Below are 24,578 nucleotides of genomic sequence, written 5' to 3' on the forward strand. Positions count from 1 at the left end.
CCGTGGGGAGCGGGCGTTTTCGATAGTCAACTTGGGGTAGTTGGGGGTCTTAAATATCCACGCAGCGACTTTGGGGGGCTGTAAAGAACACTACGTGAATTCGTGAAACTCTCCTCTTAGCGGACCAGCGAGTTGCTCGTGCTCGTGATCGCGACCGGCTTGCCGGCCTTCATGATACGTGCCGTCTGGGTGTAACCCTCGTCCGACGAATTGTGCGCGGTGATGCCGAAACCAGCAACCAGGATACCGGCGACCAAGGCCACGACCACAATCTTCAGGTGCGTCGTACGATCAGCGCTGTAGATCGAGTGGTTCATGGAAGTCTCCTTCCGCCTTCCTGCTCTCAGTAAATCTGTCGGTTCGGTCTGTTGTCCGGTTCAACGTCTCGTCCCTCTCCAACGTAGGATTTGCCGATTCCGTTCCCTAGGGGGCATCACAAGGGCGTGATGAGACGTGATCGGGCGCGATCAAAAACTGTCTCCGGCTCCCAAAACCAACATTAACTGGATGTAATATCAATAGCTTGGTTGGAAGCCGGATCATGTTACCCTAGATAGGGCCGTTCCGGACAGTTCCGCATAAATCAGTTGCCTGTGGCGAGAAAGCACAGGCGAAAACGCAAATGATTTGCGACGGCTAGAGCGTTTTCGAGCGAAGTGGACGCCGGTTCGCGTGAAGAAAACGCGTCCAAACAAGAAGCTCTACACGCTGCCGACGGTCTTCAGACGGGCCCGGGGATGGATCTCGGCCTGCGACAAAACGGTGGTTTGCGAGCGGAACCGCTCCACCAGCGAGCGAACGAACGGCCGGATCGCGGCCGAGGTTACCAGCACGGGCGCCTCGCCCTCGCGCGCCGCCTGCTCGAAGGCGTTGCGCACGGCGGTCATGAATTCCGACAGCTTGGAGGGCTGCATCGCCAGGCTGCGGTCGTCGCCCTGGCCGACGATCGATTCGGCAAATGCCTGTTCCCAGCGCGCCGACAGCGCGATCAGCGGCAGATAGCCGTTCGGCGAGGTGTTCTGGGCGCAGATCTGGCGCGCCAGCCGGGCGCGGACATGCTCGACCATGGTGGCCGGATTGCGCGAGAACGCCAGCGCGTCGGCGATGCCCTCGAGGATGGTGGAAAGGTCGCGGATGGAAATCCGCTCGGCGAGCAGCAATTGCAGCACGCGCTGGATGCCCGACACCGTGACCTGGCTCGGCACGATGTCCTTGATCAGCTCGCCCTGCTCCTTCGGCAGGTCCTTCAGCAGCTTCTGCACCTCGCCGTAGGACAGCAAGTCCGACATGTTGGTCTTGAGCAACTCGGTCAGGTGCGTCGACAGCACGGTGGCGGCGTCGACCACGGTGTAGCCCTTCAGCGCGGCCTCTTCCTTCAGGCCGGCATCGACCCAGGTCGCCGGCAGGCCGAAAGTGGGCTCGATGGTGTGGATGCCGGGCAGCTGCACCTGGTTGCCGGCGGGGTCCATGACCATGAACTGGCTCGGCCAGATCTTGCCGGTGCCGGCGTCGACTTCCTTGATCTTGATGGCGTAGCTGTTGGCCTCGAGCTGCACATTGTCGAGGATGCGCACCGCCGGCATCACGAAGCCCATCTCGATCGCGAGCGAGCGCCGCAGCGCCTTGATCTGCTCGGTGAGGCGGTCGGTGCCGTCGGGACCGTTGACCAGCGGCAGCAGCGCATAGCCGAGCTCGATCTTGAGGTCGTCGATCTTCAGCGCGGCGGCGATCGGCTCCTCGGCGGCGGCGGCCGCCGCGGCAGCGGCTGCAGCGGGGGCGGCAGCGGCGGCGGCCTCGGCGGCGTTGGCGACCCGCTTCTTCTTGCGCGCGTTCCAGGCCAGCGCCGCGGCGCCGGAGCCGAGCGCCAGAAACGGCAGCGTCGGAATGCCCGGCAGCAGCGCCAGCACCAGCATGACGCCGGCCGACATGCCGAGCGCCTGCGGATAGCCGGAGAGCTGACGCATCAGCGCCTTGTCGGCGGCGCCGGTGATGCCGGCCTTGGAGACCAGGAGGCCGGCTGCGGTCGAGACGATCAGCGCCGGCACCTGGGTGACGAGGCCGTCGCCGACCGTCAGCACGGTGTAGGTGCGGGCGGCTTCACCGAACGAAAGACCCTGCTGGGCGACGCCGATGATGATGCCGCCGACGATGTTGATGCCGACGATCAAAAGCCCGGCGATGGCGTCGCCGCGGACGAATTTTGAGGCACCGTCCATCGCGCCGAAGAAGCCGCTTTCGTCTTCCAGCGCCTTGCGGCGCTCCTTGGCGGCCTTCTCGTCGATCAGGCCGGCGGACAGGTCGGCGTCGATCGCCATCTGCTTGCCGGGCATCGAGTCCAATTGGAAGCGCGCCGCGACTTCGGCGATACGGCCCGAACCCTTGGTGATGACCACGAAGTTCACGATCACCAGGATCGCGAACACGATGATGCCGATCACGAAGTTGCCGCCCATCACGAAGTTGCCGAACGCCTCGATGACGTGGCCGGCGGCCGCCGTGCCCTCGTGGCCGTGGCTCAGGATCAGCCGGGTCGAGGCCATGTTCAGCGACAGCCGCATCATGGTCGAGATCAGCAGGATGGTCGGAAAAGACGAGAATTCCAGCGGCGCCTGGATGAACAGCGAGGTCATCAGGATCAGGATCGAGATCGTGATCGAGACCGCCAGAAAGAGGTCGAGCACGATCGCGGGCAGCGGCAGGATCAGCACCACCAGGATGGTGAGGACGCCGAGCGCCAGCGCGAGATCGCCGCGCTTGAGGATGTCGCCGATCTCGCCGAGGCTCGGCAATCCGCTCTTGCCTGCCGTGCCCTGACCCGCCGTGACGTCGACCATGGTTGCCGCTCTCCCCCGCGACTGGCGGCCGCGGCCGCCAAGCGTCTGCGCGACGGCCGCAGGGCCGCCGTTCCGAAAGTGAGGCACCGCGCTGGCGTTCACGGGGATCTCCGCCCGTTAGACGCGTTCGACGACACTCGACTTCACTGGGCAATTCTTGCCGGGTGTATGGTTAGCAAAGGGTTAATAAGTGCGTTTTGCGGGGGCACGGGTCGTCGCAGGCGCCGGGCATGGGGGATTTTCGGCCGCGAGGGGCGGCGGGACCGGTCGAGGGACGTTCGCAGCCTCTATCTCAGCATACCGATCACGACGCCCGATGCGGCGATGAGGCCGAGCGTGATGACGCTGGCGCGCCACAGCAATTGCTGCCGGGCGGCGCGCTGGTCATGAAAGGCCAGCCAGTCGCGAACGAAACCCGCGGGAATGTCGAACACCACGGCAAGCTCGTCGCGATGGTGCGTCTCATGCTCGCAATACATCGTCCGGACCGTGGGCACGCCCAGCCGCTCGAGCTCGCAATGCCACTCCCAGGCATGCTTGCCGTTGGTCCAGCGATTTTCGAAGGGGATCACGTGTGATTCCATGACGAGCCTCCTGGCCCACCCTTGAACCTCACGTGACAAGTCTAGCCCAATATCCGGACCGGCGCGAGATCGGCGTCGGCTGGCCGAGACCGATCATGGCGGCGTCAATTGGCTGAGAGCATCCATCTGCGCCAATGCGTCGGCTGGATGTCGAGATGCCTGCTGCCGGCATGATCGACCCATTCGGCGCCGTCCCGGTGGCACGGGAACATCAGCGCGTGGACCATGCCGTCATAGTCGAGGACACAGACCTCGAGCTCCCGGTCCGACGGCGCTGACGCAACGGGTAACCACTCTGCTGACGACGAATGCATGACGATCCTCCGACGATGTGCGTTCCTTTACCTTGCGAGCTGCGCGCCATCCGGGCGGGATGATAGGTCCGGACCGTGAGCCGCCAATGTGAACCGGCTCGCATTGTAGCAGTTTTTCTCGTCAGCATGGATCACCGCTCGACGGACGATATTCCCGGCCGATCGGTCCGCTGCGGTGCACGATGCGGATTGAACTTTCGCGGCCCGGCCTTCGACTAAACGCCAGCAACGCCATCAGCCGCCAGAGGCATCCATGTCGAACCGGGCAGGTCGAACCATGACAGCAGGCTTTGCTGCCGCGATCGCGCTGCTGTTGGCGCCGGCGTCCGCCGTGACGCTGCCGGACGACCGGGCCTGGATGATCCGCATGATCGCCTGCAAGGGTAACGGCGTCCTGATGGAGGTCTACCTGCCGCAATCCGTTGTCTTCGCGCCGCATGGCGGCATGGTCGCGGGCAAATCGGCGGACGGCTACTACACGCTCGATCTGACCGAGCTCAACAAGGGCAAGGACCTCGAGCCGGTGCATGTGACGATGAGCGCGGACAAGAAGTCTGTGACCGTCGACCAGTACACACGCGGCTTGCCGCCGACCCGCATACCGGTCGGCGGCGGCACCGTGGATTTCGATCAGCGCTTCGGCATCGGTGCGAAGTGCGGTCCGTTCCAGGCGCAGGATCCCAACTACGGCAATTGAGCCGTCTCACGCGCCGGTGAAGGCAATGCGTCCCCTCGCTGGCGCATGCCTAATCTCTCGGCAATGTGGCTTGACCCGGAGGCAAATGCCGACGAAGTTCCGCGCGCCGTGGTAATTTCTTCTGAATTTTCCCCTGAAGCCGCAGTGTTCATTCCCGACTCGCGCCGGGCATGGCTGCGTCTTGCCGTCGCCGTGGTGATCGGCTCGCTCGGCAGCGTCGGCATGTGGTCGGTCGTGGTGGCGTTGCCGGCAGTGCAGACCGATTTCGGCGCGACCCGTGGAACGGCGTCGCTCGCCTTCACGATGGTGATGCTCGGCTTCGGGCTCGGCCAGATCGTGACCGGCAAGATCAGCGATCGCCACGGCATCGTCGCTGCCATCGGCGCCGGGATCGGCATTCTCGGCCTCGGCTATATCTGCGCCGGCTACGCGGCGTCGATCTGGGCCTTCATCCTGCTGCATTTCGCGATCGGCCTGTCGTCGGCCGCGACCTTCGGCCCTCTGATGGCGGAGGCCTCGCACTGGTTCGAGCGCTACCGCGGCCTCGCGGTCGCGATCGCCGCGAGCGGCAATTATGTCGGCGGCACGGTGTGGCCGCCGCTGGTCAATTTCGGCATGCAGAGCATCGGCTGGCGCACCACCCATATCGCGATCGGCATCTTCACCGCGATCGCGATGGCGCTTGCGCTCGTGGTGCTGCGTCTGCTGATGGGCGCGGCGACCCGGCGCAGCCATGTCAACGCCGCGCCGCCGCGGGTCGACATGCGGCTCTCCACCAACGCGCTCACCGCGATCCTGTCGCTCGCATCGATCTCCTGCTGCGTGGCGATGTCGATGCCGCAGGTTCACATCGTCGCCTATTGCGGCGATCTCGGCTACGGCGTGGCGCGCGGCGCCGAGATGCTGTCGCTGATGCTGGGCTTCGGCATCATCAGCCGGATCGGCTCCGGCTTCCTCGCCGACAGGATCGGCGGCATCCGCACGCTGCTGATCGGCTCGATCGCGCAGGGCGCGGCGCTGCTGTTCTATCTGTTCTTCGACGGCCTGACCTCGCTCTACATCATCTCGGCAATGTTCGGCCTGTTCCAGGGCGGCATCGTGCCGAGCTACGCCATCATCGTGCGCGAGGCGATGCCGGCCTCGGAAGCCGCGACCCGGATCGGCATCGTGATCTTCGCCTCGGTGTTCGGCATGTCCTTTGGCGGCTGGATCTCGGGCGTGATTTTCGACGCCACCGGCTCCTATGCCGCGGCCTTCACCAATGGCCTGGCCTGGAACCTGCTCAATGTCAGCATCATCCTGCTGCTCCTGATGCGGTCGCGGCAGCGGCTGGCGATGGCCTGACCCTCGATCATACGGCCTGACCGGCCTTCAGCAATGAGCAGCCGGTGATCTTCAAGCTGCCGTCGGCCTGCCGCTCCAGCGTATAGAGCGCCTCCCACGCCTCGCCATTGGCGTCGACGATGTGAACGCGTTGCGCGATCCGGTCGCCCGCGCTCTGTGCCTCGCCGAACTCGAAGCTCCTGTGGCGATAGACCGGCGCGTATTGGTTCTGCACCATCGACATGAAGACATCGGCCTGCGGAAAGATCTGGCGGATCGCGGGGGCGGCATAGGAATAGGCCGCCGTGGCGTCGTCGCGGCCGAAGGCCTGCTCCTGGGCGCGGATCACGTCCTGCGCGGCGCCGACATCGTCGGCCATGGCCGGCGAGGCGATGGCGAACAGAATGGCGGCAATGAGGGCGATCGCGCGCATCGGAAGGCTCCCTGGTCGATCCTTGAGCTTACGCGGCAAATCCGGCGTGGTTTCACGCGCGATCGATTCCCGTCGAAAAATTGATCTGCCGCAAGGCTTCCTCCGGCCGGCGCACTAACCCTTGTTTTGCCAACCTTGGAGGACCGCCATGACTCTGGATACCATTCTCGTCGTCATCGCCGTGACCATGATGTTCGCGACGGTCGCGTTCGTGATCGCCTATGGCGACCACCAGACCCGCAATCTGTGATGGCGCAGCCGTCCGGCCGCGCTGCTACCTGATCGAGCCCTTGAAATTGTCGATGTCGGGCGAGGGGCGGGCTGGCCGTGACATGCGGCCCTTGCGGCTTAGGTCGCGCAGCGCCTGCGCAGGGTTCAAAATGTCGGCGGCGTACAGGCCGAAATCACCTCGCACGGCTTGGCGCCGATGCAGCGGAAGCGGTGGGGGCGGCGGCTTTCGAAGTAATAGGCGTCGCCGGCGTTGAGCACCCGCCGCTCGTCGTCGACCGTGACCTCGAGCCGGCCCGAGACCACGATGCCGCCTTCCTCGCCTTCATGCACCAGCGGCACCCGGCCGGTGTCGCTGCCGGGCTCGTAGCGCTCTTTCAATATCTGCAACGCACGTCCGAACAGGCTGTCGCCGATCTGGAGGTAGGAGATCGGCTTCTTGCCGATCTCGGTCAGCTCATCGGCGCGGTAGAACGCCTTGCGCGGCCGCTCCGGCTCGATCGCGAAGAATTCCGCAAGCCCCATCGGGATGCCGTCGAGGATGCGCTTGAGCGCGCCGACCGACGGGTTCATCTGGTTGGATTCGATCAGCGAAATCGTCGAATTGGTCACGCCGGAGCGTTTGGCGAGCTCGCGCTGCGACAGCTTGTGCCGTGCGCGGATGAATCGAAGCCGACCGCCGATGTCGACGCTCATGACAGATCCCTGTTGCAGGTGTTGCGGATCGAACAAATCTTCGCAGACCGCCTCAACAAGATCAATGGCTTGCGGTGCGACAGAAAAGGACTTGTTGAGTGCCGGGAAGAGTGGTCCGACTAGGCGTAGTCAGCAATGGAGCGCCGCCGTGACCGTTCATCAGATTCCGAACACCATCAAGACCGATTCGTTCTGGATGCCCTTCACGGCCAACCGGCAGTTCAAGAAAGCGCCGCGGCTGTTCTCCTCCGCCAAGGGCATGTACTACACCTCGGTCGACGGCCGGCAGGTGATCGACGGCTCCGCCGGTCTCTGGTGCGTCAATGCCGGCCATGGCCGCCCGCAGATCGCGGCCGCCGTCGAGCGCCAGCTCTCCACGCTGGACTTCGCGCCCTCCTTCAACATGGGCCACCCGCTGGCGTTCGATTTCGCCGAGCGCCTCGCCGAGATCGCCCCGAAGGGGCTGGATCGGATCTTCTTCACCAATTCGGGCTCTGAATCGGTCGATACCGCGCTGAAGATCGCGCTGGCCTATCATCGCGCCGCCGGCCAGGCGACCCGCACCCGCTTGATCGGCCGCGAGCGCGGCTATCACGGCGTCGGCTTCGGCGGCATGTCGGTCGGCGGCATGGTCGCCAACCGCCGCCAGTTTGCGACCCATCTGCCGGGTGTCGACCATATCCGTCATACTCATGATCTCGCCCGCAACGCCTTCGCCAAGGACCAGCCGGACCACGGCGCCGAGCTCGCCGACGATGTCGAGCGGATGGTCGCGCTGCATGGTGCCGACACCATCGCGGCCGTGATCGTCGAGCCGGTGCCGGGCTCCACCGCGGTGCTGCCGGCGCCGAAGGGCTATCTGCAGCGGCTGCGCGAGCTCTGCACCAAGCACGGCATCCTGTTGATCTTCGACGAGGTCATCACCGGCTTCGGCCGCCTCGGCACGCCGTTCGCCGCCAACTTCTACGGCGTGACGCCTGACATGATGACGACCGCCAAGGGCATCACCAACGGCACCGTGCCGTGCGGCGCGGTGTTCGCCAGCCGCCAGGTCCATGATGGGCTGATGGTCGGCCCGGACAACGCCATGGAGCTGTTCCACGGCTACACCTATTCGGCGCATCCGGTGGCTTGCGCCGCAGGTCTTGCCACGCTCGACATCTACAAGGACGAGGGTCTCTTGACCCGCGGCGCCTCGCTCTCCGACTACTGGCGCGATGGCCTGCACTCGCTGAAGGGCCTGCCGAACGTGGTCGACATCCGCAATCAGGGCCTGATGGGCGCGGTCGAGCTCGCGCCGCGTGACGGGGCCGTCGGTGCGCGCGGCTACGACGTCATGGTCGATTGCTTCAATCGCGGCCTCTACTTCCGCATGAGCGGCGACTCGTTGGCGCTGTCGCCGCCCTTGATCGTCGAGAAGACGCATATCGACGACATCGTCTCGATCCTCGGCGACGCCATCAAGCGCGGGGCCTGATAATTGCTAGCTAAACTTTAGCTAGCTCTACAAATTGCTGTCGCCGTTGCGAAGCAGAGTGGTTTCGCAGCGGCGATTGCGTTTTCGCTGCAGGATGTGAGGAAAAGTGAAGGTCCTTGTTCTCGGCAGTGGCGTGATCGGCGTCACCTCGGCCTATTACCTTGCGCGTGCCGGCCATGAGGTGACGGTGATCGATCGTCAGCCGAAGCCTGCGCTCGAAACGTCGTTCGCCAATGCCGGCGAAGTCTCGCCGGGCTATTCGTCGCCCTGGGCCGGACCTGGCGTGCCGGTGAAGGCTGTGAAGTGGCTGCTGATGAAGCACGGCCCGCTGGTGATCCGCCCGAAGCTCGATCCCGTGATGTGGCTCTGGCTGCTGAAGATGCTGCGCAACTGCACCACGTCGCGCTACGCGGTGAACAAGAGCCGGATGATCCCGATCGCGGAATACAGCCGCGACTGCCTGCAGGCGCTGCGCAATGACATCGGCATCCGCTACGACGAACGAGCGCAGGGCACACTGCAGCTGTTTCGCGAGCAGGCCCAGCTCGATCACACCGGCGACGACATCGCCGTGTTGAAGCAATACGGCGTGCCGTTCGAGGTGCTCGACCGTGACGGCTGCATCAAAGCCGAGCCGGCGCTGGCCGGCGTGAAGCAGAAATTCGCCGGTGGGCTGCGGTTGCCGCATGACGAGACCGGCGACTGCCACATGTTCACGCAGGCGCTGGCGCTGGAGGCCGAGAAAATCGGCGTACGCTTCAATTTCAATGTCGGCATCGACGGACTGAACGCGGATGCCACCCGCATCACCGGCGTTGCGACCAGCGCTGGTCTGATGACGGCGGATGCCTATGTGCTGGCGCTCGGCAGCTACTCGCCGCATCTGGTGCGGCCGCTCGGCATCCGGCTTCCGGTCTATCCGGTGAAGGGCTATTCGATCACGGTGCCGATCAAGGACGCGAGCGGCGCGCCTGAGTCGACTGTGATGGACGAGAGCTACAAGGTCGCGATCACCCGGCTCGGCGACCGCATCCGGGTCGGCGGCACCGCCGAGATCTCGGGCTATTCGACCAAGCTCTACGACGCGCGGCGCGCGACGCTGGACCATTCGCTGACCGACCTGTTTCCGCGCGGCGGTGACCTTCCGAAGGCTACCTTCTGGTGCGGCCTGCGCCCGATGACGCCGGACGGCCCGCCGGTGATCGGCGCGACACGGTTCGCCAATCTGCACCTCAACACCGGCCACGGCACGCTCGGCTGGACCATGGCCTGCGGCTCGGGCCGGGTGCTGGCCGACATGCTCTCCGGCAAGAAGCCCGAGATCGACACCAAGGAGCTGTCGATCAATCGCTACGATCACCGCTTCGGGTAAGCCGCGTCGTCGCCCGCAAATGGCTATTCGGCGGCGTTCTTCACGGATGGTTCGACATCATCGGGCGTCTTCGTTGCCGTCCAGTTCGAAAGCGCGTTCGACAGCCGGTCGAGATAGAGATACACGACCGGCGTGGTGAACAGCGTCAGCGCCTGGCTCACGATCAGTCCGCCAACCATCGCATAGCCGAGCGGCTGACGAATTTCCGCCCCTGTTCCGGTGCCCAGCATCAGCGGTACGCCGCCGAGCAGGGCGGCCATCGTCGTCATCATGATCGGGCGGAAACGTAAGAGCGCCGCTTTCCGGATCGATTCACGCGGCGACAAATGCTCCTCGCGTTCGGCGGCGATCGCGAAGTCGACCATCATGATGCCGTTCTTCTTCACGATCCCGATCAGGAGGATGATGCCGATCAGCGCGATCAGGCTGAAATCGAACCCGAATGCCATCAGGATCGCCAGCGCACCGACGCCGGCCGACGGCAGCGTGGAAAGGATCGTGAGCGGATGGATGTAGCTTTCATAGAGCATGCCGAGGATCAGATAGACCACCACCAGCGCAGCCAGGATCAGGAGCGGGACCGAGCTCAGTGATTGTTGGAAGGCCTGCGCGGTGCCCTGGAAGCTTGAACTCAGCGTCGCCGGAGCGCCGAGATCGGCGACGGCGTTCTGGATGGCATCGGTGGCCTGGCCGAGCGCGACCCCTTGCGCGAGGTTGAAGCTGATCGTGGTCGCAGGAAACTGGCCCTGGTGGGCGATTGCGAGCGGGCGCACCGGAACCGTCGTCCACTTGCAGAACACCGAGAGCGGGACTTCGTCGCCCGTCGTCGGCGACTTGATGTAGAGCTTGTTCAGCGTGTCGAGCTTGCCCTGCAACTCGGGGAGGATCTCCAGGATGATGTGATAGCTGTTGAGTTGGGTGAAGTATTGGGTCACCTGGCGCTGGCCGAACGCGTCGTACAGCGTATCGTCGATCAATTGCGGCTGGATGCCGTAGCGCGACGCGGTGTCGCGATCGATGGTCATCGTCAGCGTCGTTCCCTCAGTCTGCTGGTCGGTCGCGACGTCGCGCAATTGCGGCAGCGTCTTCATCTTGGCCAGGATCTTCGGCGCCCATTCGTTCAGCTCGGCGAGATTGGCATCCTGCAGCGTGTATTCGAACTGCGTCCGCGTGGCGCGTCCGCCGAGCCGGACGTCCTGGGAGGCCTGCATGTAGAGGCGTGCACCCTCGACGGCCTCGAGCTTCGGCCGCAGCCGCGCGATGATCTGCTGCGCGTCCGCGTCGCGCTCCTCGTGCGGCTTCAGCGTGATGTACATGCGGCCGGAATTCAGCGCGGTGCCGCCGCCGCCGATGAACTCGGCCATGCTGTCGACCGCGGGATCGGCCCGGACGATCCGGCTGAGTTCTTCCTGATGCTGCTTCATGTCGGCAAACGAGATGTCCTGGGCCATCTCCGACACGGCGTTCAGGAAGCCGTTGTCCTGTTGCGGGAAAAATCCCTTGGGTATGATCACGAACAAATAGACCGACAGTGCCAGCGTCGCGAAGAAGATGCAGAGCGTGGTCCGGCTCCAGCTCAGCGCCAGATCGAGGCCACGCTCATAGCCATGCAGCATCTTGTCGAATGCCGCCTCGCTCCATTGGTAGAGCCGGCCGTGCCTGGTTTCGCCATGCGCGCGCAGGAAGCGCGATGCCATCATCGGCGTCAGCGTCAGCGACACCACCAGCGAGACGAAGATCGCCATCGCCAGGGTCACCGCAAACTCGCGGAACAGCCGGCCGATAACGCCCCCCATCAGCAGCAACGGGATCAGCACCGCGACCAGTGAAATGCTGATCGACAGGATCGTGAATCCGATTTCGCCGGCGCCTCGCAATGCCGCGGCGAGCGGCCGCTCGCCCTGCTCGACGTATCGCGTGATGTTCTCCAGCATGACGATGGCGTCGTCGACCACGAAGCCGACCGCAATCGTCAGTGCCATCAGCGAAAGGTTGTCGAGCGTATAGCCGAACACCCACATCAGCGCGCAGGCGCCTAGCAGTGCGAGCGGTACCGTGACGGCGGGAATCACCGTGGCCCAGAAGCTGCGCAGGAAGACGAAGATCACCATGACGACCAGAACGATGGTGATCAGCAGCGTGATCTGCACGTCCTCGACGGCGGCGCGGATGGTCAATGTCCGGTCGCTGATGATCTTGATCTTGATGGCGGGCGGAATCGCGGCAATCAGTCTCGGAAGCTGCGCCTTGATCCTGTCGACCGTCCCGATGACATTGGCGCCGGGTTGCTTGAAGATGACGAGGAAGACGCCGCGCTTGCCGTCCGCCCAGGCGGCCTGCTTCATGTCTTCCGGCCCGGCGACGGCCCGGCCGATGTCGCGAATCCGCAACGGGCCGCCGTTGCGGTAGGCGACGATGACGTCATTCCAGTCCTTGGCATCCGGGAGCTGATCGTTGGCGTAGATCGTGTAGGCGCGGCTCGCGCCGTCGATGTTGCCCTTCGGGCTGTCGACCGTCGTGATGGCGATCTGGCTGCGGATATCTTCCAGCGAGAGCCCCTTGGCGACCAGCTTGGCGGGATCGATCTGCACGCGGATCGCGGGCTTCTGCTGTCCGCCGATGAAGACCTGGGCGACGCCGGAAATCTGACTGATCTGCTGCCCGAGTTGGGCGTCGACCGCATCGCTCACCCTGATCAGTGGCAGGGTGTCGGAGGTCGCCGACAACAGCAGGATCGGCGAGTCCGCCGGGTTGACCTTGCGATAGGTCGGCGGCGACGGCAGGTTCTTGGGCAGCTGGCCGCCGGCGGCGTTGATCGCGGCCTGGATGTCGTTGGCGGCGCCGTCGATGTTGCGGTTCAAATCGAACTGAATGGTGACCGCGGTCGACCCGAGCGAGCTCGTCGAGGTCATCTGGGCAATGCCGGGAATCTGCGCGAATTGCCGCTCCAGCGGCTGCGCAACGGAGGAGGCCATGGTTTCGGGGCTGGCGCCCGGCAGGCTTGCCGAGATCTGGATGGTCGGAAAGTCGACCTGCGGAAGTGGTGCGACCGGCAGCAATGGATAGGCGACCATGCCGACGAACAGAATGCCGGCCATCAGCAGCGAGGTGCCGATAGGGTAGCGGATAAACGGAGATGAGATGCTCTCGTCCATTTCGGCAATCCAAATGAACGGCACGCGCACCATTTTCCCGAATGCCGGGACTCGCCCTCGAAAAGGTCGAGCGCGAACGCGCGTTTCCTCGCCATGGCCAATCGGCAGATCGCGGAGTTCGCGTCTACCCGTTTTTTGCTAGCATACTCATTCCCGGGGACGGCGCGCGAATGGAAACACCGGGTCCCTCATTCGACCTTCGTTCAATGGCCGGAATCCGCGCGCCCAAAACGTGTCCTCTTCGCGAAATATATCTTATTCCGATATATTTGTGGCAATGGGCTCGGCCGGCGAGGGGGCCCGATATCACCACCGGCAGAATGGTGCGCGGGCTTATGCCGCTCATATGCCGCGGAGCCCGCGGCGCTCTCGAATTCATATCCCGTCCTGAAGATATTGATCCCCATGCAAGCGTTCCCGCAGACGACAGGCCGCCGAGGCTCGGCCGGACGTGCGAGAGTAAACGGGTACAGGTGATGTCATGTCTTCGCTTCAGGTTGCCGCCGGCGACAGAATTATTGAACCGATGATTGCGCTGGCCGGTTGTTCGACCCAGCAGCGCATCGTCGTGGTCGGCGCGAAGAGCACGGAATTGATGTTCGAGCTGCACCGGCGCGGTTTTTCGCGCGCGGCGTCATCGGGTAATTGCGGTCGCCCGGCCGGTCAGTATGACGTCGCGCTGGTCGATTGGCGGCGGCGCACGCTTCTCGCACTCGAACCGTCGCTGGACTGGCTGACGACCTTCCTCAATGCCCGCGCGGTGCTGGTGGTCTGGGTCGATGCGCAGAAGGCCTCGGCCAACCAGAGCCTGCGGGCGTCGCTGGAGCGGCGCGGCTTCGTCGTCGAGCAGGGCATCGTGCACGAATGCGGTTGTGCGCTGTCGGCCCGCCGATCGCAGGCTCATCCGCTTCGGCTGGCGGCCTGACGCGCTGCTGATTGTGCGCAACGGCGAACGTCGCTCGTCCTGAAAGGAAATTCCCATGTCCAAGGTCCGGCGCGCCGTCATTCGCGAATGGATGTTGCTGACGCGCGAGAAGCGGTCTTCCAGCGAGCAGGCAGCGGCTTTTGCCAAGGCTGCGCTGCAGCGCCACGACTTGCCGCGCAGCCGGCGAACGCCGCACGCGATCATCATGCGGTGGCTGAGCCCACGCACGGGACGTCCCTGATTTCACTGCGGCGGTTGGCGACGGGCCTCGACGGCGGAGCCGGATGAGCCAACGGGTCGCGCGAATGCGCGCCCGATGACAGGCTCCGCGATATCCGGGGCAGTCGGTCCCGCATGTCGCTTCGCTCATCCGGGCTACTTCACACCGCTGGCTAGCGTGACGGCTTGGAGCTGGCTTTCTTTGGCGCCGGTTTTGTCTTGCGCGATTCCGTCATGTTGTCGGCCGGCTGCACCCGCAAGCCATCCACGAACACATCCAAGAGCCTGAGCGCCGTGGTCTGCCAGCCCGGCTGGTCGTGCATGTAGCACATCCCGATCAGCGCACGCAGCACGTCCTCGGCGCTGATGTCGTCGCGAATGGCGCCGGCGGCGACGGCGCGCGCGAGCAGGGTGCCGATCGCCTTGGTGAGGCGGTCGAACGAATAGGCGTGCAGCTCGGTCGAGCCGTGGGCGACCAGCGCGAGTGCGGCGACCATGCCCTTCTTGGTCGCGACGAATTCAACATTGGCGCGCAGCCAGCGCCGCAGCGCTTCGACCGGTTCGGGCGCGCATTGCAATTGCTCGGCAAGATCGCCGAGCTGCTCGACCTCGCGGCGATAGACCGCCTCATACAGCGCCTCGCGGGTCGGGAAGTGGCGATACAGCGTACCGATGCCGACGCCGGCATGGCGCGCCACGGCCTCGAGGCTCGCCTCGCTGCCGCCGGCCGAGAACACGGCCTTGGCCGCTTCCAGCACGCGCTCGCGATTGCGCACGGCGTCGGCGCGCGGCTTGCGGACAATTTCTGGTGATGAGCCGGCCATTCCTTTTTCTTTTCACCCTCCCTTGTAAACGGAGGATGCCTCCGTATATGGCGACCAGCACCGGGCCTGACAAGGCGCGCCGATCATGCATCGGCGGCCACGGGTTCGCGTTGCCTCGATTCCACCCGACCATACACGGATCGGAGCGCCTTGCATGAATCTCCCCATCAGTCTCACCATCAACGGCGTCCGCCGGGATATTGCCCTCGACGACCCCCGCGTCACCCTGCTCGACCTGTTGCGCGAGCGGCTCGACCTCACCGGAACCAAGAAGGGATGCGACCGCGGCCAGTGCGGTGCCTGCACCATCCTGGTCGACGGCCGCCGCATCAATTCCTGCCTCGCGCTCGCCGTCAGCCATGACGGCGCCGAGATCACGACCATCGAAGGCGTCGGGCGCGGCGGCGAGCTGCATCCGGTGCAGGCCGCCTTCATCGCCCATGACGGCTTCCAGTGCGGCTTCTGCACCCCGGGCCAGATCATGAGCGGCATCGGCCTGATCCAGGAAGGGCAGGCCGGCGACGATCCGGAGCGCGTGCGCGAATGCATGAGCGGCAACCTGTGCCGTTGCGGCGCCTATCAGGGGATCACCGAAGCCGTGCTCGAGGCACAATCCAACATGACCGCCAGCAAGCAGAGGCGCTCCGCATGATGAACTTCGATTATGTCAGGCCGGCCAGCGTCGCGGACGCGGTCGCGGCGGCTTCCGAAAAGGGCGCGAGCTATCTCGCCTCCGGCACCAACCTGCTCGACCTGATGAAGGGCGGCGTCAGCCGGCCGAGCCGTCTCGTCGACGTCACGCGGCTGCCCGGGCTCGATCGCATCGAGCATCTCGCTGACGGTAGCTTGCGCATCGGCGCGCTGGTGCGCAATGCCGATCTCGCCCATGACGCCGCGTTCGCGCGCAACTATCCGGCGGTCGCCGAGGCGCTGCTGTCGGGCGCATCCGCCCAGCTGCGCAATGCCGCGACCGTCGGCGGCAATCTGATGCAGCGGACGCGCTGCGCCTATTTCTACGACGCCGGCAGCGCCTGCAACCGGCGCTGGCCGGGTGCCGGCTGCGACGCGTTGAAGGGCGAGAACCGCCTGCACGCGGTGCTCGGCTGGAGCGAGGGCTGCATCGCCACGCATCCGTCCGATTTCTGCGCGCCGCTGGTCGCGCTCGATGCAATCGTCGAGATCGAGGGCAAGGCCGGCCGGCGCGAGCTGCCGCTCGAGGCGCTGCATCGTCTGCCCGGCGATACGCCGGAGCGCGAGACCGCGCTGGAGCGCGGCGACCTGATCGTCGCGCTGCGGCTGCCGACCGAGGCGCAAGGTTTCGCCAGGCATGCCCGCTACATCAAGGTGCGCGAGCGCACATCCTATGCCTTCGCCGTGGTCTCGGCCGCGGCGGCCTTACGCATCGCGGATGGCAAAATCGATGAGGCGCGGCTCGCGCTCGGCGGCGTCGCGGCAAAGCCGTGGCGTGCGCGCGAGGCCGAGCAGGTGCTCGCAGGCGCCGCGCCCGATGCGGCGGTGTATCGCGAGGCGGCGCGCGCCGCGCTCGCGGACGCAAAGCCATCCGGCGACAACGCCTTCAAGATCGAGCTCGCGCAGCGCATCGTCGTGCGCGCGCTCACCCTTGCTGCCGCAGGCACGCCGGACCGTATTGCCGCGCTGCCCGGCTCTCCCTTCTCCTCCGTTGCAGGAGCGTAACGCATGACGGTTGAACTCAGTCTGACCCGCGACCCCGCCCATATCAGGCATGGCTCGAACATCGGCCAGCCGATGACCCGCACCGACGGCGTGCTGAAGGTCACCGGCAAGGCGCGCTATGCCGCGGACAATCATCCGCCCGGCATGGTCTATGCCGTGATCGCAACCAGCTGCATCGCGCGCGGCCGTGTCACCGCGCTCGATGTTGGCGCCGCCAAGCGTCATCCCGGCGTCATCGACGTGATGACGCCGGCGCACAAGCCCGAATTGGCCGAAGATCCCGATGCCAAGGGCAATCCGTTCGCCTTCCGCATGGAGCTGTTGCAGAGCGACGAGGTGCGCTACGCCAACCAGGCGATCGCGGTCGTGATCGCCGAGACGCTGGAAGCCGCGACCGAAGGCGCGGCGCTGCTGTCGCCGCGCTACCAGGTTGAGATCGCGCGCGTCGGCCTCGACGCCGGCGAGGCCTATGCGCCACCGGTGGTCGGCATCGGCAATCCCGCCGAAGTCCGCCACGGCGATATCGATGCCGGCATGGCCGCAGCCGCGAAGCTGACAGATTCGACCTACGAGACGCCGGCGCAGTATCACAACGCGATGGAGCCGCATGCGATCGTCGCGGTGTGGGACGGCGACCGCCTGTTCATCGACACGCCGAGCCAGGGCATGGGGTTCGCCCAGATGCGCATCGCCGGGCTGTTCGGCATTCCGCCGGCGAACATCCACATCAACAGCCCGTTCCTCGGCGGCGGCTTCGGCTCCAAGGGGCTGATCTCCGGGCCGCAGGTGCTCGGCATCATGGCCGCCAGGCTGATCGGCCGTCCGGTCAAGCTCGTGCTGCGCCGCAGCCAGATGTATGGCCCGGTCGGCCATCGTCCGCCGACCCGCCAGCGCATCCGGATCGGCACCGACGATGCCGGCCAGCTGACCGTGATCAATCATGAGGCGCGCGTCACCACGTCGAGCTTCGACGATTTCTACGAGCCCGCCGCCGACGCCTCGCACACGCTCTATGCCAGCCCCGCGATCCGCACCGCGCATGAGGCGGTGCGCGTCGACACCGGCACGCCGCTGTTCATGCGCGCGCCGGGCGAGGCCACCGGATCGATCGTGCTGGAGAGCGCGATCGACGAGGCGGCGTTCGCCTGCGGCATCGATCCGCTGGAGTTTCGGCTGAAGAATTACGCCGAGGTCGAGCCGACCACCGGCAAGCCGTTTTCATCCAAGGCGCTGCGCCAGTGCTACGCAAAGGCTGCCGAACGCTTCGGCTGGGCGGGTCGTCCGTTGCAGCCAAGGCAGATGCGGGATGAGAACGGCTTTCTGGTCGGCTGGGGCATGGGGACCGCGACCTTCCCGGCCATCATGTTCCAGGGCAATGCACGCGCGGTGATCCGCGCCGATGGCAAGGGCGTGATGGAGACCGGCGCGCATGATATGGGGCAGGGCGCTTGGACCGCGCTTGCGCAGATCTCGGCCGACTCGCTCGGTCTCGATTTCGATCAGCTGACGTTCCGCTCCGGCAGCTCCGATCTGCCCGATGCCGGCATTGCCGGCGGCTCCGGGCATACCGCAACCGTCGGTGCCGCGATCCACAACGCAGGTGCGGCCGTGATCGCAAAGCTCGCCGAGCTCGCGACCTCGGATGAGCGCTCGCCGTTGTTCGGCGCCGGTAACGCCGGCGTGGTGGCGCGGGCCGGTCGGCTGCATCGCCGCGACGATGACGCGCGCAGCGAAAGCTACGCCGACATCCTGGCGCGCGCCGGCGTCGCCGAGGTCGACGCCACCGGCAGCGGCGCGGCCGATGCGGCGGCACAGTCGCAATATGCGATGCACGCGCATGGCGCCGTCGTTACCGAGGTCAAGGTCGATCCGGAACTCGGCCAGATCCGCGCCACGCGGCTGGTCGGCGCGTTCGCGGCCGGACGCATCATCAATCCGCTGATGGTGCGGAGCCAGCTCTACGGCGGCATGATCTGGGGCCTCTCGTTCGCGCTGCACGAGGAGGCGGTGATGGACCATCGTTCGGGGCGCATCCTGAATGCGAACCTCGCCGAGTATCATGTGCCCGTGAATGCCGACGTGCCGCCGATGGATGTGATCACGGTCGACGAGCATGATCCGCATGTGAACCCGCTCGGCATCAAGGGCGTCGGCGAGATCGGCATCACCGGCAGCGCCGGCGCAGTCGCCAACGCCGTCTTCCACGCCACCGGCATCCGGGTGCGGAATTTCCCGATCAAGATCGAGGAATTGGTGATGGGGTTGGGAAGTTAGCGGACGTTTCGCGAGTTATCCGCGCTGTCGTCCCGGCTTTCGCCGGGACGACGCGGGATGGTTCGGGCCTCACCCCGCCGCCGTCACGCAATTCACCCACAGCACCACGGCATTGGCGTCGCCGGCCGGATTGGAGAACCGATGCGGGCGGCGGCTGGCGAAGCGGAAGCTGTCGCCCTGCTTCAGCGTCCAGGTCTCGGTGTCCACCGTCAGCGTCATCTCCCCGGCAAGCACGAGGCCGGCCTCTTCGCCGTCATGGGTGTAGAACTCGTCGCCGGTGTTGCCGCCGGGTTCGAGATGCACCAGGAACAGATTGAGCCGGCTCTCGCTGCTCGCGGGGCTCAGCAGCTGCTTTGAAATGCCGGTGCGCCACAGTTTCAGCTCGGCGCGCTGCACCTCGCGGGTCACGACGCCGCCGGCGCCGTCATCCTTGGGCGTCGCGCCGAACAGCGCGGCGATGCCGACGCCGAGCACGTCGGCCAGCGTCGCCAGCACGCGCAGCGAGGGCGACGACAGGCCGCGCTCGATCTGGCTGATGAAGCCGATCGACAGGTCGGTACGCGCGGCAACGGTTTCCAGCGACATCTGCTTGGTGCGGCGCAGGTCGCGGATTCGGCGGCCGACCTCGAGATCCATCGCCGGCTCGGCCGGCTTTTTGGCCGCGCGGCGTGGCGTCACGGGCCGCGCTGCCGCGCCTTTGCGCATTCTCTTGCCGCCGCTCACGTCAGTCCGCTTCCTTCATGTGCATGAAAACCGCTTGCATTGGCCGCGGTTTCGTGACCACAATTTCATATTGGTGAAAATAGGCCGGAACGGCGTCGCCCGCAACATCTAGCTCGAAAAGCAGGGCGATGCGGCGCTTAGGCCAGCTTCGGGAGGTGTGCGATGTCGTTTCAGCGTCTCGTCCAGGCAGCGGTTGCGGCGCTTGCCCTTGCCTTGAGCGCGCCGTCAGGCGCGCAGCAGGTGCTCAAGGTCGGCTCGACGCCGACCGGCATCCCCTTCACCTTCCTCGACACCAAGACCAATTCGATCCAGGGCATCATGGTCGATCTCGCCACCGAGATCGGCAAGGACGCCGGCTTCTCGGTGCAGATCGAGCCGATGCAGTTCTCGGCGCTGATCCCCTCGCTGACCGCAAACAAGATCGACATCATCGCGGCCGCGATGTTCGCCACCGCCGCGCGCAAGGAGGTGATCGACTTCTCCGAGCCGGTCTACACCTATGGCGAAGGCCTCGTGGTGCCGAAGGCCGATACCAAGGCTTACGCCTCGCAAGAGGATCTGAAGGGCACCGTGGTCGGCGCCCAAGTCGGCACCGCGTTCGTCGACGCGCTGAAGAAGACCGGGCTGTTCAGCGAGGTCAAGGTCTACGACACCATTCCCGACATCCTGCGCGACGTGAATGCCGGCCGCCTCAAGGCCGGCTTCGCCGACTATCCGATCCTCGCCTACAATCTGCAGCAGGGCAATTTCGCCGACGTCCGGCTTGTCGACGGCTACAAGCCCGTCACTGTCGGCACCGTCGCGATCGGCGTCCGCAAGAGCGACACCGAGCTGTTGGCGAAGATCAACGCCTCGCTGGCGAAGCTGAAGGCAAACGGCACGATCGCGAAGATCCTGGAGAAATGGGGCCAGAAGGCCAGTGCGTCGTGAGCGCACAGTGCTCCACTGGGCTTGCCGGGCTACGCAAGTTCAATCACCCGTCATCCTGAGGAGCGCGTAGCGCGTCTCGAAGGATGCACGGCCCGGCTGGTGGCCGTCGACCCTTCGAGACGCGCTACGCGCTCCTCAGGGTGACGGAAATAATATTCGAGCACGTGACGGGACTGGATACGTTGAGCCGATGCAAAAGTTCTTCCATGACGCCGTCGAGTTCGTGCCGATCCTGTTGCAAGGTGTCTGGCTGACCATCGTCGTCACCGTCGGCTCGCTCCTGCTGTCGACCGTGCTCGGGCTGGTGTGGGCGTTGATGCGGGTGTCGGGAATTCGCATCCTCACAGGCCTCAGCGCCGCGCTGATCAATCTGATCCGCGGCATCCCGATCATCGTGCTGCTGTTCTACATCTATTTCGTGATGCCCGATTTCGGCATCGCGCTGTCGGCGCTGCAGGCCGCGATCATCGGGCTCGGCATCGCGTACTCGGCCTATCAGGCGGAGAATTTCCGCGCCGGCATCGAGGCGATCGACAAGGGGCAGATCGAGGCGGCGCAGACCATCGGGATGGGCTGGTGGCTCACCATGCGCCGCGTGGTGCTGCCGCAGGCGGTCAGGATCATCCTGCCGCCCTACGGCAACATCATGATCATGATGCTGAAGGATTCCTCGCAAGCCTCCACCATCACGGTCGCCGAGCTCGCGCTGCAGGGCAAGCTGATCGCTTCCTCGACCTTCAAGAACACCAGCGTGTTCACGCTGGTGGCGCTGATGTACCTCACCATGAGCATCCCGCTCATCCTGCTGGTTCGGCACTTCGAGAACAGGGCGAACCGCAAATGATCGAGCTGCGCGACGTCCACAAGAGCTTTGGCAAGGTCGAGGTGCTGAAGGGCATCACTGCCTCGGTCGCCAAGAGCGAGGTGGTCTGTATCATCGGCCCGTCGGGCTCCGGCAAGTCGACCATCCTGCGCTGCATCAACGGGCTCGAGAGCTACGATCGCGGCGAGATCAGCGTTGAGGGTGCGCGCGTCGATCAGGGCGACCGCTCGATCGTGGCGATCCGCACCCAGGTCTCGATGGTATTCCAGCGCTTCAACCTGTTTCCGCATCGCACCGCGCTCGAGAACGTCATCGAGGGGCCGCTCTATGTGAAGAAGGAGCCGCGCGAGCAGGCGATCGCGCGCGGCCGCGCGCTGCTCGCGCAGGTCGGTCTCGCCGACAAGGCCGAGGTGCATCCGCCAAAGCTCTCCGGCGGCCAGCAGCAGCGCGTCGCGATCGCGCGGGCGCTGGCGATGCAGCCGAAGGCGATCCTGTTCGACGAGCCGACCTCGGCGCTCGATCCCGAACTGGTCGGCGAGGTGCTCTCGGTGATGCGCAAGCTCGCCGACGACGGCATGACCATGGTCGTCGTCACCCATGAGATGGGCTTTGCCCGCGACGTCGCCGACCGCGTGCTGTTCATCGACGGCGGCGTCATCGTCGAGCAGGGCGCCGCCAAATCCGTCCTCAACCAACCGCAGCACCCGCGCACCCAGGATTTTCTGCGCCGCGTGCTGCACCCGTTGTGATCAGGTCAGCTTCAATGAACGCGCCCACCCGCCTGCCGTTGCCGCCCAGCCTTTATGCCGACACGGCCGTGGAGGCGACGCCGACGCCGCCGCTGACGTCAGACAAGAGCGTGCCGGTCGCGATCATCGGCGGCGGCTTCACCGGACTGTCGACCGCGCTGCATCTCGCCGAGCAGGGCGTGCTTGCGACCGTGCTGGAAGCACAGGAGCCGGGCTGGGGCGCCTCCGGCAACAATGGCGGCCAGACCAATCCCGGGCTGAAGCACGACCCCGATCAGATCGAACAGGATTTCGGCGCCGACCTTGGCCGCCGCATGATCGAATTCTCCTACGGCACCACGAATTTCACGCATGACCTGATCCGCCGCTACCAGATTCCCTGCGAGGCGCGGCAGAACGGCACGCTGCGCGCCGCCTACAATGAAGCCAGCGCGACCGCGATCGAGACCACGGCGAAGCAGTGCATCCGGCGCGGCATGCCGGTGAAGCTGCTCAATGCCGCCGAGATGCGCGAGATGACCGGCAGCGACCGCTATCTCTGCGCCATGCTGGATGCGCGCGGCGGCGATCTGCATCCGCTGAGTTACGCGCGCGGCCTGGCGCGCGCCGCGATCGGCGCCGGCGTTGCCGTCCATGGCGAGACGCCGGCGCTGTCGTTGCGCCGTGACGGCAGAAGCTGGCGGATCGAGACCCCGCGCGCGGTCGTGCACGCCGACAAGGTGCTGCTCGCGACCAATGGCTTTACCGATGATCTCTGGCCCGCGCTCCGCCGCACCATCGTGCCGGTGTTCTCCTCGATCGCGGCGACCGCGCCGCTGTCGGACGAGATCGCGCGTGCGATCATGCCGGGCCGTCCGGTGCTCTACGAGAGCGGCCATATCACGGTCTATTACCGCATCGACCAGCACAACCGGCTGCTGATGGGCGGCCGTGGCCCGATGCGCTGGATCAGCAAGCCGACCGACGTCGCCTATCTGATCCGCTACGCCGAGCGGCTGTGGCCGCAGCTCAAGGGCGTCGGCTGGACCCACGGCTGGAACAGCCGGCTCGCCATCACCGCCGATCACTATCCGCATGTCCATGCGCCCGCAGAGAATTTGCTGATCTCGCTCGGCTGCAACGGCCGCGGCGTCGCGCTCTCGACCGCGATGGGCGCGCAACTCGCCCGGCGCCTGATCGGAGGTCCCAAGGCCGAGATCGACATGCCCGTGACCGGCATCAAGCCGATCCCGATGCACGCCTTCTGGCGCGTCGGCGTCACCACAGCGGTGCTGACCGGCCGGGTACGCGACAAGCTCGGGGTGTAGCGGCCGCTATCGCGTCCCGGCTTCGCCAAGGTGCGTTCTGAAGAACGCGATGGCCGCGGCGTGGAAGCGCTGATGGAAGGCGAGGCGATCGAATCCCGGCGCGTCGGTGCAGATGGCAGCCATCTTCGCTGTCTCCTCCGGCGTGCAGGTTGCGAGGAAGGAGAAGTGCTTCGCATCCTGCACCAGGTGAAACTCCGGTCTTGACGGAAGCCTGTCGTTGATCGCGGCCGCACAGCACCCGGAGAGACCGTCGCCATTCTGCGCGGGGTCCGAACTCCACAGTTGAATCGGGATCGTCACGGCTTTCAGATTCTCGGCGGCAAAGAACAGCACAGGAAAGGGATCGACGATGATCGCGGCCTTGATCCGCGGATCGTGGATGACCGGTCCGCTCGGCCTCTCGCCGCCTTCGAGCTCCTTGCAGGCCCGCAAGCTCGACGTCTGGCAACTCGGCAAGCCCCGGCGGAGATCGGGCTCACCGCCAATCGCCGCGAGGCCCGTATAGCCGCCCCAGGAGAAACCAAAGAGACCGATGCGTCCGGCATCGATGCGAGCTGCATCGGGCCAGCCTCTGAGCGCATTGTCGATCGTGCGCTTGATGTCGGCGGGCCGCTCGACCGTGACGGCAAGGCTATCGGTGCCGCTGGTGTCGCGCTCGGTATCGGTCGGATGATTGATCGTCACGACGATGAAGCCGGCATCCGCAAGCGCTGCGGCCGTGTCATGGTGGCCGCCGAGCCAGCCGCGCCTTCCATGCGAGATCACGATCAGCGGCAACTTGTCTCCCACGATCGGGCAGTCGTTGACGCCGAAGAACGTTCTGCCGCCGCGGGCGTCGATCTCGTGCGGGGGCTCGGCGCAAGGGTGCCAGACCACCCCTCTGATCGCGGGCCCGTCGGGACCGGCGGGAACGTCGAAGTGCCGGAGCCCAGCCGCCTGCGCCGCCGAGACCGCGAGCAGCAACAGGGCTGACAACGCGAAGGGAGCACAACGCAT

The 24,578-nt window shown here is 65.5% G+C and carries 23 protein-coding genes; 13 read left to right on the top strand and 10 right to left on the bottom strand.

Annotated features, from left to right (window positions below; translation table 11 throughout):
• Nucleotides 1–116: 116 nt before the first annotated feature.
• The 4 genes from HAP47_RS10860 to HAP47_RS10875 all read right to left on the bottom strand — a co-directional run bounded on the left by HAP47_RS10860 (nt 117) and on the right by HAP47_RS10875 (nt 3,732).
• On the bottom strand, nt 117–317 hold the full coding sequence (locus HAP47_RS10860) for a hypothetical protein (RefSeq protein ID WP_173638247.1): 201 nt from the start codon (nt 315–317) through the stop codon (nt 117–119).
• Between the two features lie 384 nt (nt 318–701).
• Nucleotides 702–2,834 (bottom strand): flagellar biosynthesis protein FlhA, encoded by a 2,133-nt coding sequence (flhA, locus tag HAP47_RS10865; RefSeq protein ID WP_210285457.1) that lies wholly within the window; start codon nt 2,832–2,834, stop codon nt 702–704.
• Between the two features lie 287 nt (nt 2,835–3,121).
• Entirely contained in the window at nt 3,122–3,418 is a 297-nt protein-coding gene (locus tag HAP47_RS10870; protein WP_173638245.1) for a hypothetical protein, read from the bottom strand.
• A 104-nt stretch (nt 3,419–3,522) separates the two neighbouring features.
• Nucleotides 3,523–3,732, bottom strand: coding sequence for a hypothetical protein (locus tag HAP47_RS10875; protein ID WP_173638244.1), 210 nt, complete (start codon nt 3,730–3,732; stop codon nt 3,523–3,525).
• A gap of 277 nt (nt 3,733–4,009) precedes the next feature.
• Between HAP47_RS10875 and HAP47_RS10880 the strand changes: the two genes are divergently transcribed.
• Together HAP47_RS10880 and HAP47_RS10885 are read left to right on the top strand one after the other, a co-directional pair.
• On the top strand, nt 4,010–4,429 hold the full coding sequence (locus HAP47_RS10880) for a hypothetical protein (RefSeq protein ID WP_231168834.1): 420 nt from the start codon (nt 4,010–4,012) through the stop codon (nt 4,427–4,429).
• A gap of 144 nt (nt 4,430–4,573) precedes the next feature.
• Nucleotides 4,574–5,773, top strand: coding sequence for an MFS transporter (locus tag HAP47_RS10885; RefSeq protein ID WP_231168835.1), 1,200 nt, complete (start codon nt 4,574–4,576; stop codon nt 5,771–5,773).
• Between the two features lie 7 nt (nt 5,774–5,780).
• On the opposite strand, the gene HAP47_RS10890 is transcribed toward HAP47_RS10885, so the two are convergent.
• A complete protein-coding gene (locus HAP47_RS10890) occupies nt 5,781–6,185 on the bottom strand; it encodes a DUF4864 domain-containing protein (RefSeq protein WP_173638241.1) in 405 nt (134 codons plus the stop codon).
• Between the two features lie 375 nt (nt 6,186–6,560).
• A complete protein-coding gene (locus HAP47_RS10895; protein ID WP_018273259.1) occupies nt 6,561–7,109 on the bottom strand; it encodes a cupin domain-containing protein in 549 nt (182 codons plus the stop codon).
• Nucleotides 7,110–7,257: 148 nt separating this feature from the next.
• Here HAP47_RS10895 and HAP47_RS10900 point away from each other — a divergent pair, with 148 nt between their 5' ends.
• Nucleotides 7,258–8,586, top strand: a complete 1,329-nt coding sequence (locus HAP47_RS10900) for an aspartate aminotransferase family protein (RefSeq protein WP_173638240.1) — start codon at nt 7,258–7,260, stop codon at nt 8,584–8,586.
• Between the two features lie 106 nt (nt 8,587–8,692).
• Entirely contained in the window at nt 8,693–9,958 is a 1,266-nt protein-coding gene (locus tag HAP47_RS10905; RefSeq protein ID WP_173638239.1) for a D-amino acid dehydrogenase, read from the top strand.
• A 23-nt stretch (nt 9,959–9,981) separates the two neighbouring features.
• Here the strand turns inward: HAP47_RS10905 and HAP47_RS10910 are convergent, their stop codons facing one another.
• Nucleotides 9,982–13,113: a multidrug efflux RND transporter permease subunit gene (locus HAP47_RS10910; protein WP_173638238.1), complete on the bottom strand. Its 3,132-nt coding sequence runs from the start codon at nt 13,111–13,113 to the stop codon at nt 9,982–9,984.
• Between the two features lie 481 nt (nt 13,114–13,594).
• On the opposite strand from HAP47_RS10910, the gene HAP47_RS10915 reads away from it, so the two are divergent.
• A complete protein-coding gene (locus HAP47_RS10915) occupies nt 13,595–14,038 on the top strand; it encodes a hypothetical protein (protein ID WP_173638237.1) in 444 nt (147 codons plus the stop codon).
• Nucleotides 14,039–14,093: 55 nt separating this feature from the next.
• Nucleotides 14,094–14,279, top strand: coding sequence for a hypothetical protein (locus HAP47_RS10920; protein ID WP_173638236.1), 186 nt, complete (start codon nt 14,094–14,096; stop codon nt 14,277–14,279).
• 151 nt (nt 14,280–14,430) lie between these two features.
• Here HAP47_RS10920 and HAP47_RS10925 read toward each other — a convergent pair whose 3' ends face one another.
• Nucleotides 14,431–15,081, bottom strand: coding sequence for a TetR/AcrR family transcriptional regulator (locus tag HAP47_RS10925; protein ID WP_231168836.1), 651 nt, complete (start codon nt 15,079–15,081; stop codon nt 14,431–14,433).
• Between the two features lie 154 nt (nt 15,082–15,235).
• On the opposite strand from HAP47_RS10925, the gene HAP47_RS10930 reads away from it, so the two are divergent.
• From HAP47_RS10930 to HAP47_RS10940, 3 genes are read left to right on the top strand one after another with little or no spacing between them, the layout of a single operon-like run.
• Entirely contained in the window at nt 15,236–15,733 is a 498-nt protein-coding gene (locus HAP47_RS10930) for a (2Fe-2S)-binding protein (RefSeq protein ID WP_092116377.1), read from the top strand.
• Nucleotides 15,730–16,776, top strand: coding sequence for an FAD binding domain-containing protein (locus HAP47_RS10935; RefSeq protein WP_173638235.1), 1,047 nt, complete (start codon nt 15,730–15,732; stop codon nt 16,774–16,776). The genes HAP47_RS10930 and HAP47_RS10935 overlap by 4 nt, the downstream gene beginning before the upstream one ends.
• A 3-nt stretch (nt 16,777–16,779) precedes the next feature.
• Nucleotides 16,780–19,050 (top strand): xanthine dehydrogenase family protein molybdopterin-binding subunit, encoded by a 2,271-nt coding sequence (locus HAP47_RS10940; protein ID WP_173638234.1) that lies wholly within the window; start codon nt 16,780–16,782, stop codon nt 19,048–19,050.
• Between the two features lie 69 nt (nt 19,051–19,119).
• Here the strand turns inward: HAP47_RS10940 and HAP47_RS10945 are convergent, their stop codons facing one another.
• Nucleotides 19,120–19,755, bottom strand: coding sequence for a cupin domain-containing protein (locus HAP47_RS10945; protein WP_210285235.1), 636 nt, complete (start codon nt 19,753–19,755; stop codon nt 19,120–19,122).
• Between the two features lie 180 nt (nt 19,756–19,935).
• Between HAP47_RS10945 and HAP47_RS10950 the strand changes: the two genes are divergently transcribed.
• The 4 genes from HAP47_RS10950 (at nt 19,936) to HAP47_RS10965 (ending at nt 23,582) form a co-directional block, all read left to right on the top strand.
• Complete coding sequence (locus HAP47_RS10950) at nt 19,936–20,703, top strand: ABC transporter substrate-binding protein (RefSeq protein ID WP_173638232.1); 768 nt, start codon at nt 19,936–19,938, stop codon at nt 20,701–20,703.
• A gap of 190 nt (nt 20,704–20,893) precedes the next feature.
• Nucleotides 20,894–21,547, top strand: coding sequence for an amino acid ABC transporter permease (locus HAP47_RS10955; RefSeq protein ID WP_173638231.1), 654 nt, complete (start codon nt 20,894–20,896; stop codon nt 21,545–21,547).
• Nucleotides 21,544–22,275 carry an amino acid ABC transporter ATP-binding protein gene (locus tag HAP47_RS10960; protein ID WP_173638230.1) on the top strand — a complete coding sequence of 244 codons (732 nt, stop codon included), beginning with the start codon at nt 21,544–21,546 and terminating at the stop codon, nt 22,273–22,275. Before HAP47_RS10955 ends, HAP47_RS10960 begins: the two co-directional genes overlap by 4 nt.
• Nucleotides 22,276–22,289: 14 nt before the next feature.
• Nucleotides 22,290–23,582, top strand: coding sequence for an NAD(P)/FAD-dependent oxidoreductase (locus HAP47_RS10965; RefSeq protein WP_173638229.1), 1,293 nt, complete (start codon nt 22,290–22,292; stop codon nt 23,580–23,582).
• 6 nt (nt 23,583–23,588) lie between these two features.
• On the opposite strand, the gene HAP47_RS10970 is transcribed toward HAP47_RS10965, so the two are convergent.
• Nucleotides 23,589–24,578, bottom strand: a complete 990-nt coding sequence (locus HAP47_RS10970; RefSeq protein WP_173638228.1) for an alpha/beta hydrolase family protein — start codon at nt 24,576–24,578, stop codon at nt 23,589–23,591.

The sequence above is a fragment of the Bradyrhizobium sp. 41S5 genome, assembly GCF_011516665.3.
Lineage (GTDB): Bacteria > Pseudomonadota > Alphaproteobacteria > Rhizobiales > Xanthobacteraceae > Bradyrhizobium > Bradyrhizobium quebecense.